Source organism: Paenibacillus sp. JT22N15 (assembly GCF_059383755.1).
Map to the genome: position 1 here is coordinate 75,771 of NZ_JBXENV010000023.1, position 8,733 is coordinate 84,503.

General features: G+C 49.0%; 6 protein-coding genes, 1 CRISPR repeat array and 1 other annotated feature. All 6 genes read left to right on the forward strand.

Annotated features, from left to right (window positions below; genetic code table 11):
• The first annotated feature begins 59 nt into the window (after positions 1–59).
• The 6 genes from AC50X8_RS30560 (at position 60) to AC50X8_RS30585 (ending at position 7,596) form a co-directional block, all read left to right on the forward strand.
• On the forward strand, positions 60–1,574 hold the full coding sequence (locus AC50X8_RS30560; RefSeq protein ID WP_494883345.1) for an ABC transporter substrate-binding protein: 1,515 nt from the start codon (positions 60–62) through the stop codon (positions 1,572–1,574).
• A 96-nt stretch (positions 1,575–1,670) separates the two neighbouring features.
• On the forward strand, positions 1,671–2,612 hold the full coding sequence (locus AC50X8_RS30565; RefSeq protein ID WP_056035275.1) for an ABC transporter permease: 942 nt from the start codon (positions 1,671–1,673) through the stop codon (positions 2,610–2,612).
• Positions 2,613–2,663: 51 nt separating this feature from the next.
• Positions 2,664–3,542, forward strand: coding sequence for a carbohydrate ABC transporter permease (locus AC50X8_RS30570; protein WP_235533157.1), 879 nt, complete (start codon positions 2,664–2,666; stop codon positions 3,540–3,542).
• 235 nt (positions 3,543–3,777) lie between these two features.
• Positions 3,778–4,000: a binding site (T-box leader), on the forward strand.
• A gap of 319 nt (positions 4,001–4,319) precedes the next feature.
• The gene (tyrS, locus tag AC50X8_RS30575) at positions 4,320–5,579 is read left to right on the forward strand and encodes a tyrosine--tRNA ligase (protein WP_494883347.1); all 1,260 of its coding nucleotides are present in this window, start codon (positions 4,320–4,322) and stop codon (positions 5,577–5,579) included.
• A 430-nt stretch (positions 5,580–6,009) separates the two neighbouring features.
• A complete protein-coding gene (locus AC50X8_RS30580; protein ID WP_056035266.1) occupies positions 6,010–6,705 on the forward strand; it encodes a DNA alkylation repair protein in 696 nt (231 codons plus the stop codon).
• Between the two features lie 78 nt (positions 6,706–6,783).
• Positions 6,784–7,596 (forward strand): SPL family radical SAM protein, encoded by an 813-nt coding sequence (locus tag AC50X8_RS30585; protein WP_056035257.1) that lies wholly within the window; start codon positions 6,784–6,786, stop codon positions 7,594–7,596.
• Positions 7,597–7,832: 236 nt separating this feature from the next.
• A CRISPR array of direct repeats spans positions 7,833–8,602; the repeat unit is 32 nt; unit sequence GTCGCTCTCCGTGCGAGAGCGTGGATTGAAAC.
• Positions 8,603–8,733: the final 131 nt, after the last annotated feature.

Consider the following 8,733-nt stretch of genomic DNA (forward strand, 5'->3'; position numbering starts at 1 on the left):
TAATCTACAAGTAAGTGTTAAGCGTTAGTAAAGGGGCTACAAAAAAAGGGAGGTAACGATTGATGAGACAAAACAAAAGCTGGATGATGCTGCTCGGGGTGCTGCTTTCATTTTCGCTGCTGCTAGGGGCATGCAGCACAAACGGCGGCGCAAAAGAAACAGGTGCAACGGCGGAGAGCAGCGGCAGCGGCAACGGCGGCAATGCGGGCAAAGATGAAACGGTGGAGCTGAGCTGGTACACAATCGGTACCCCGCAAAAGGATGTAAACCGCGTCATGGAGGAGGTCAGCAAATATACGGCTGAGAAAATTGGCGTAACGATCAAAATGACCCAAATTGATTGGGGCGACTACACGCAAAAAATGCAAATCGCTACCTCATCAGGAACGCCTATGGACATCATGTTTACTTCTTCATGGGCCTTCGATTACGTGCAAAATGCCCGTAAAGGAGCCTTTTATGAAATTGACGATTTGCTGAAGGAGCAGGGCAAAGGAATTGTGGAGACGCTTGATCCAGCCTTCCTCGAAGGCTCCAAAGTAGACGGCCACAACTACGGCATTCCGGCGAAAAAAGAGCTCCCGGCGCTTGAAGTATGGCGCTTTAACAAAACCCTGCTGGATAAATACAATCTGAGCATGGACGGCATTTATACGCTGGAAAGCATAGAGCCGCTGCTGAAGACGATTAAAGACAGCGAGCCGGACATTACCCCATTCGCCATAACGAAGGACTATATGCCGGTGCTGCCGTACGATTATTTGATCTCCAACCTGCCAATGGTCGTAAGCTTGGATAAAGGCGACTACAAAGTCTTAAATGTGCTGGAGACGCCGGAGCTTAAAGCAGCGCTTGATACGATGCACAGCTATTACAAGAAGGGCTACATTTCGCCAGAGGCGGCAACGACGAATGGGCTGGATGATACGCAAAAATCCGGCAAATGGTTCCTTGACCGCGCAGCGACGACGCCATTCGCCGATAATCTGTGGAGCGCGAGCTATGGCTATCCAGTCGTGTCAACACCAGCGAGCGAATCGATCATTTTCAACTGGTCCGTCATGGGCTCGTTGCAGGCGATTTCAGCAAATTCGGAGCATCCAGAGAAAGCAATGGCATTTTTAAACTTGCTGAACACTGATCCGGTATTGCGCAATATGATCGATTCCGGCATCGAAAACGTTCATTATAAGAAAACGGCTGACAACGCAATGGAAAACTTGGATGATTCGAAAAACTATGATATGCCAACCTTCTCGCTAGGCAATGTCACGTTGACGTATCTCAATACGGGCGATCCTGAGAACAAATGGGATGAATACAAAGTATTCAACGAAGCGGGCAAAGCAGCGCCAACGCTGGGCTTCAACTTCGATTCAACGAGCGTCACGACCGAGCTGGCATCGATTCAGAACGTCAAAGGTGAGTTCTGGTCGGCGTTAATGACGGGTACAGTTGATCCGAATGAATATTTGCCAAAAGCGATTGAGAAGTTTAAAGCAGCCGGACTGGATAAGGTAATTGCCGAAGCCCAGACCCAGCTTGATGCGTGGAAAGCGGCTAATCCTAAATAATCCGCGGAGAGGGAGAGGCGAATTTTCGGATTTGCCTCTCTTTTTTTATAACGATAATGAGTATTGAGAAGCTGGCGGTTTAAGGAGAGGAACGATATGAGCGACAAGCTGAAAATATTTTTGCGGGACATCTTTCGCAATCGGGCGATGCTCCTGATGGTACTGCCGGGCGCCCTATGGTTTTTGCTGTTTTCCTACCTGCCGATGGCGGGCACGATTATTTCCTTTAAGCAGTACAGATACAGCAAGGATGGCTTTTTTGCCAGCATCATGAATAGCAAATGGGTGGGCCTGGACAACTTCAAGTTTTTGTTCAGCACCTCGGATGCCTATATCATTACGCGCAATACGGTGCTTTATAATGCGGCTTTTATTATTTTAGGGCTCATATTGGCCGTAGCGATGGCGATTATTTTAGTTGAATTGACGAACAGGCGGCTGAGCAAGTTTTTTCAAACGGCGATGTTTATGCCTTATTTTTTATCGTGGGTTATTGTCGGCTATTTTGTATTCAGCTTTCTCAGCTTTGATAAAGGGCTGATTAATAAAACGTTCGAATGGATGGGCATGGAGCGGATCAATTGGTATTCGGAGCCTGCCAAATGGCCATTTATCCTCATATTGGTCAACCTGTGGAAGCTCGTCGGCTACAACAGCGTCGTGTATTTGGCGGCTATTATGGGAATTGACCGCTCGCTTTATGAGGCTGCGATGATTGACGGTGCAGGCAAATGGAAGCAAATTACGAATATTACGATTCCGCTGCTCGCTCCGGTCATATCGATTATGACGCTGCTCGCTGTCGGAAAAATCTTTTACGCGGATTTTGGACTCTTTTATCAGGTGCCAAGGGATTCGGGCCTGCTCTATTCGATGACCAACGTCATTGATACGTATGTGTTCCGAGGTTTGAAAGTGAACGGCGAAATCGGCATGAGCACGGCTGCCGGGCTGTATCAGTCCTTCGTCGGTTTTCTGCTTGTTCTGCTATCTAACTACATCGTCAGAAGAAAAAATAAGGATAATGCCTTGTTTTAAACGAAGGAGGAGCTATAGGTGCCCGTAAAAAAATCAAAGCGTTTCGATCAAATCTCACCTGCTGCCAACTTTCTCCTGAGCCTGCTGACAGGTGCTATTGCGATTGCCTGCGTCTTTCCTTTTCTGTTCGTCGTCATCATTTCATTTACGAATGAAAAATCGCTCGCCTCGAACGGCTACCGTATTATTCCGAAGGAATGGAGCCTGGAGGCGTACCAATATATATTCCGGACAGGCGAGGCGCTGCTGCGCTCGTATGGCGTTACGATTTTTGTAACGGTCGTCGGGACACTGCTGAGCCTTGTCATTATTACGCTTTATGCGTATGCCATTTTTCAGAGAAGCTTTAAATATCGCCGCTTTTTCAGCTTTTTTGCGATTTTTACGATGCTGTTCAACGGCGGCATGGTGCCGACCTTTATCGTCGTTACGCAGCTGCTGCATATGAAGGATACGATATGGGCGCTCATTATGCCGATGCTCGTCAATGCGTTTTATATTCTCATTATGCGAACATTTTTCAGTACGATGGTGCCAACCGCCATTATTGAATCGGGAAAAATCGATGGGGCGAGCGAGCTGCAAACGTTTATTCGGCTCGTGCTGCCGCTGTCGCTTCCCGGCCTTGCGACGATTGGCCTATTCAATACGCTCGGCTATTGGAATGACTGGTTTAATGCGCTCTTGTACATCGACACGCCTAATCTGGTGCCGCTGCAATCGATGCTGATGCGAATTGAAACGAGCATGCAGTTTATTATGCAAAACTCAACCAATGCTTCGCTCAGCACCGGCATTTTGCAGGACATGCCGCAGGATACGTCGCGGATGGCGATGGTCGTGCTGGCGACGGGACCGATTGTGCTGGCTTATCCTTTTTTCCAGCGCTACTTCGTTCAAGGGCTGACTATAGGGGCGGTAAAGGAATAAAAGGGCGGTGAAAAAAGCGTAGCGGAATGAAAAGGTTGAGCGGAAGAAGCGTCAGCGTTCGCTTTTACCCTTGAAATTTCACCTATTGTAGCTGATTCAAAGAAATTCAAGGGTAATGGCGATCGTAAGCCCAGCTTTTCATGCAGCGCAGCTTCTTTTTTACCATACGTTTTCACTAGACGTTTAGGCTTGCAATGATTTTCACGTTCCGCTATACTGTCTATAATCAAATACATGTTATACGTTGATAGAGCGCAGTAGCAGCTTTGTCCCTGTTGCAGAAAGTCAGGGGTTGATGAGACCTGACACATACATGGGCTGCGAATTACACTCTGGAGTATCTTGGGTAATGCCAAGCGGCAGGGCGAACGATATTTCGCCAAAAGCGGTATGAGCAGCTTTTTTTTAAGCTGTTTGTGCAAGTTGGGTGGTACCACGGTTATTCAATCGTCCCTATGTCTCCAGTAGACGAGGGGCGATTTTTTGTTGCCCAAGCAAAAACGACTTCGTCGTCCTTCTGGGACGTGCGAAGAGCTTTGTCGGAGAAATATAAGCCTATTTATACGTGAAAAACTTATAAATTTTTATATTTCAAGGTGAAACGGCTATCGCCGTTCTTTGGCGGCGCGGCTCGTTTCATTCCGAGAAATTTAAGCCCATTTATAAGTGCAAAACTTATAAATTCTTATATTTTGAAAAAGCCTAGCCCAGTGCGTTATTGTGCTCATTAACGTAAATCATGACCACTATTATCGAATAGAAAAGGGGTTGTTTACTTTGAATATTATGGATGAACTCGAATGGCGCGATGCCATTAACCAGCAGACGGATACGGAGGGACTTCGCGAGCTGACGAATACGAAGGCGGTATCGCTGTACTGTGGCGTTGACCCGACAGGCGACAGCATGCATATCGGCCACTTGATTCCGTTTATGATGCTCAAGCGTTTCCAATTGGCGGGCCATCGCCCGGTTATTCTGATTGGCGGTGCGACCGGAACGATTGGCGATCCAAGCGGACGCCAGACCGAGCGCTCGCTTCAAACGCTGGAGCAGGTACAGGCGAATGTCGATGCTTTGAGTGCTCAGCTGAAAAAGCTTTTTATGACCGACGGCGACAATCAGGTGCGCATGGTCAACAACTACGACTGGACGCACAAAATCAATGTCATTGAATTTTTACGCGACTTCGGTAAAAACTTCAGCATCAATACGATGCTGGCGAAGGACGTCGTCTCCAGCAGACTCGATAGCGGCATCTCGTTTACCGAGTTTTCGTACCAAATTTTGCAGTCGCTCGACTACTTGCACCTGTTCCAGAACGAGGATGTGCAGCTGCAAATCGGCGGTTCCGATCAATGGGGCAACATTACGAGCGGCCTTGACCTCATCCGGAAAAGAGAAGGCGCAGAAGCGAAAGCGTTCGGCCTGACAATTCCGCTCATGCTGAAAGCCGACGGCACGAAATTCGGCAAAACGGCGGGCGGCGCGATCTGGCTTGACCCGAATAAAACGACGCCATTCGAGTTTTACCAGTTCTGGGCGAATACCGATGACCGCGATGTCGTGAAATACTTGAAGTTCTTCACGTTCCTGAGCAAAGCGGAAATTGAAGCGCTTGAGGAGAAGGTGCAAACCGAGCCTCATAAACGCGAGGCGCAGAAGGCGCTGGCAGAGGAAATGACGAAATTCGTGCACGGCGAGGACATGCTGGAGCAGGCGAAGCGCATTACAGCAGCGCTGTTCAGCGGCGATATTCGCTCGCTGACAGCGGATGAAATTGAGCAGGGCTTTAAAGAAATGCCGACCTTCACAGCAAACGGAGAGCCGAAAAACATCGTCGACTGGCTCGTCGATCTCGGCATTGAGCCTTCGAAGCGCCAAGCGCGCGAGGATATTACGAAGGGCGCTATCTCCATGAACGGCGAGAAGGTGACGGAGCTGGAGTTTACCGTTACAGCTGAGCATGCGATTGGCGGACGGTTCATCATTATCCGCAAAGGCAAGAAAAGCTACAGCTTAGTGAAGCTGAGCTAGAAGCAAGAAGCAAGAAGCATGGAGCATGAAGCATACTTCTTTTTCGCGGACTGACGATCCGCTATTTTAAGCTTTTGGTTGATTTCAGCGCTTGAGCGGACAGGAATTCCGTTATCCCTGAGAATTTTGCACAAAAGCGGGGCATTCGCAGCCATTAGCGGCTCCTGAGTCCGCGAACCTCTCCATAAAGCGTTGTTTTGGGAAAATAGCGGCATCTCTGTCCGCCAAAGTTTCGGATTGAACCATTGCCCGGTCAAATAGGGACGGTGTAAATATAGCCAAACAGTGTAAGGAGCTGTTTGGCTATATTTTTTAACTAGTCATGAGGAATTTCGTTATCTTGCTCTTTCATTCTCGGAGGCTTACAGCCTTGGTCACTTGAGGTATAGTAAGGATAAGACGAACGAAATGGAATAGCGGGGGGATGGAAATGGCCAAAACGATAAGGGAAGAGCTGCTTATGCGTGCGGAGGCGGATTATCAGAAGTTCGCTGCGTCGCTGATTCCGAATATTAGCAATGTAATGGGAGTCCGGCTGCCGGAGCTGCGCAAGCTTGCAGCGGAAATTGCGAAGGGCGACTGGCGCGCCTATTTGGCGGAGGCGGACGATGAATTTTTCGAGGAGGTCATGCTGCAAGGCATGGTCATTGGCCTCGTGAAGACGGATATGAAGGAGCTTCAGCGCTATATTGCTGATTTTGTGCCGAAAATCAACAACTGGTCCGTCTGCGACAGCTTCTGTGCGGGGCTGAAGGTGACCAAAAAACATGAGCAGGAAATATGGGATTTTATCCAGCCGTATTTTGCTTCGGAGCAGGAGTACGATTTGCGTTTTGCCGCGGTTATGCTGCTTAATTTTTATGTAATGGAGGAATATTTGGAGCGGGTGCTTCAGCGGCTCGATCAGATTGACCATCCTGCGTATTATGTGAAAATGGCCGTCGCATGGGCGCTATCCATTTGCTATATCAAGCAACCGGAGCCGACGATGGCCTATTTGAAAAATAATGCGCTCGACACTTTCACTTATAACAAAGCGCTGCAAAAAATAACCGAATCGTACCGCATCGATCCGGATACGAAAGCGATTATCCGCAGCATGAAGCGGAAAGTCGTGAAAAGCTAATGCTGCAGAAGAAAAGTATAGAGGAGTAAAGTAGAGCAAAGCTGAAAAGCCTGCTTTCTGCAAGCTGGAGGGGTTACGATGAAAAGTGAGCTTTTATATAAGCAGCCGAAGACGCTGCTCAATAAAGGAACCGGCTTTCTGTCAGGCTACAGCCATTCGCTCAATCCTTATACAGGCTGCGCATTTGCTTGCTCATATTGCTATGTGCGTGGCATGCCGGTGTCTATCTTCCGTGGACAGGAATGGGGAAGTTGGGTTGATGTCAAGCTGAATGCTGCCGAACTGCTAAAGAAAGAGCTGCGAAAAGCGAAGGGGCCGGTGACGATTTTTATGTCCTCCAGTACGGACCCGTATCAGCCAGCCGAATATAAGGAGCAGGTGACTCGCTCCTTGCTGGAGGCGATGGCGGAGGAACCGCCGGACTTTTTGCTAGTTCAGACGAGAAGCCCGCTGGTCACTCGCGATATCGATTTGCTGCTGCGCCTGGGAAGTCGGGTACGCGTCAGTATGACGGTGGAGACGGATTTGGAGGCGATTCGCAAGCATTTTTCACCGATGGCTCCGCCTATTCAAGCTCGATTGAAAGCTTTAAAATTATTGAAGGAAGCAGGAGTGCCAACTCAGGCGGCGGTTGCTCCATTGCTGCCAAGCAGCGAGGCATTTGCGGACAAGCTAGCTCCGCTCGTGGATCGGGTGTGCATAGACGATTATTTTATGGGTGACGGAAGCGGCGGTAAACGAACTAAGCGACTTGGACTAGAGACACTGTATGCGCAGCTGGGAGCAGAGGAATGGAATGAGCCTTCGGCTTACGAGACTGTTTATCGGCAGTTCCGTGAGGTATTTGCGGAAGAGCAGCTTTTTATAAGTCAGGCGGGGTTTGAGCCTTGAGAGGGTGAATTTTCACAGGAAATGATTGTAAGTGGCAGATTTGGATGCTAGGATAAAAGAGGAGTGTCGCGCGAACGTTAAGCTCCCATGAAAACCCCGGGAGTTTCGCACATTGCGCCAGATCAGGGAAAACTCGGATTTTTATTTCCATGGGCATTAGGAAATGGAGTTGAATGAAGAGGTTCGCGGAAATGTACCATTTTCCCCTTGCTGCGCAAGGCTTCATGAGATATGCTGTCGCTCTCCGTGCGAGAGCGTGGATTGAAACTAACACCTTGTGCAAGGTAACTGCACCAGTTTCTGTCGCTCTCCGTGCGAGAGCGTGGATTGAAACGTCGAGTGTAATGATACTACTCGGTTGCTCGGCTACGTCGCTCTCCGTGCGAGAGCGTGGATTGAAACCTTAATCTCTTCAATTGGATTATCGACATCCACCGTCGCTCTCCGTGCGAGAGCGTGGATTGAAACCCGCCGCTTTTGGTTTTAAGTAACCAATGGTTTAGTCGCTCTCCGTGCGAGAGCGTGGATTGAAACTTGACTCGATCAAGTACCGCCGATCCTCCGCTAACGTCGCTCTACGTGCGAGAGCGTGGATTGAAACATGGGAGAGGACACAAAACCCTACTTGTACGTGTGGTCGCTCTCCGTGCGAGAGCGTGGATTGAAACTCCGTTCCCTCAATACCAGCTGCTAAGCCAGCCCCGGTCGCTCTCCGTGCGAGAGCGTGGATTGAAACCGGAATGTCCCCACCGCCATTCATCGCTATGACCTGTCGCTCTCCGTGCGAGAGCGTGGATTGAAACAATACTATAAGTATGCGACGGAAAAGAAGGCAGATGTCGCTCTCCGTGCGAGAGCGTGGATTGAAACCGATTACAAATACGACGATCAACCAAAACCACCATTGTCGCTCTCCGTGCGAGAGCGTGGATTGAAACCGTTCTTTTAACAATTCCCCCAGCCTGCATTCCCCGGTCGCTCTCCGTGCGAGAGCGTGGATTGAAACTATCAATATATGGTATAATCTGTATCTCTGTCAATAGAGTAGACACAAGAAACCGAGATTTTTAAGCTGCCTTTCGGTACCTGCGTTCGCATTCATTGGGAGTGAGATACCCGATGGTCGAGTGAATGCGT

Bases quoted from the DNA above. Each gene is read 5' to 3' on its own strand.
- AC50X8_RS30565 (WP_056035275.1), top strand. From the start codon at position 1,671: ATGAGCGACAAGCTGAAAATATTTTTGCGGGACATCTTTCGCAATCGG.
- AC50X8_RS30585 (WP_056035257.1), top strand. From the start codon at position 6,784: ATGAAAAGTGAGCTTTTATATAAGCAGCCGAAGACGCTGCTCAATAAA.
- AC50X8_RS30580 (WP_056035266.1), top strand. From the start codon at position 6,010: ATGGCCAAAACGATAAGGGAAGAGCTGCTTATGCGTGCGGAGGCGGAT.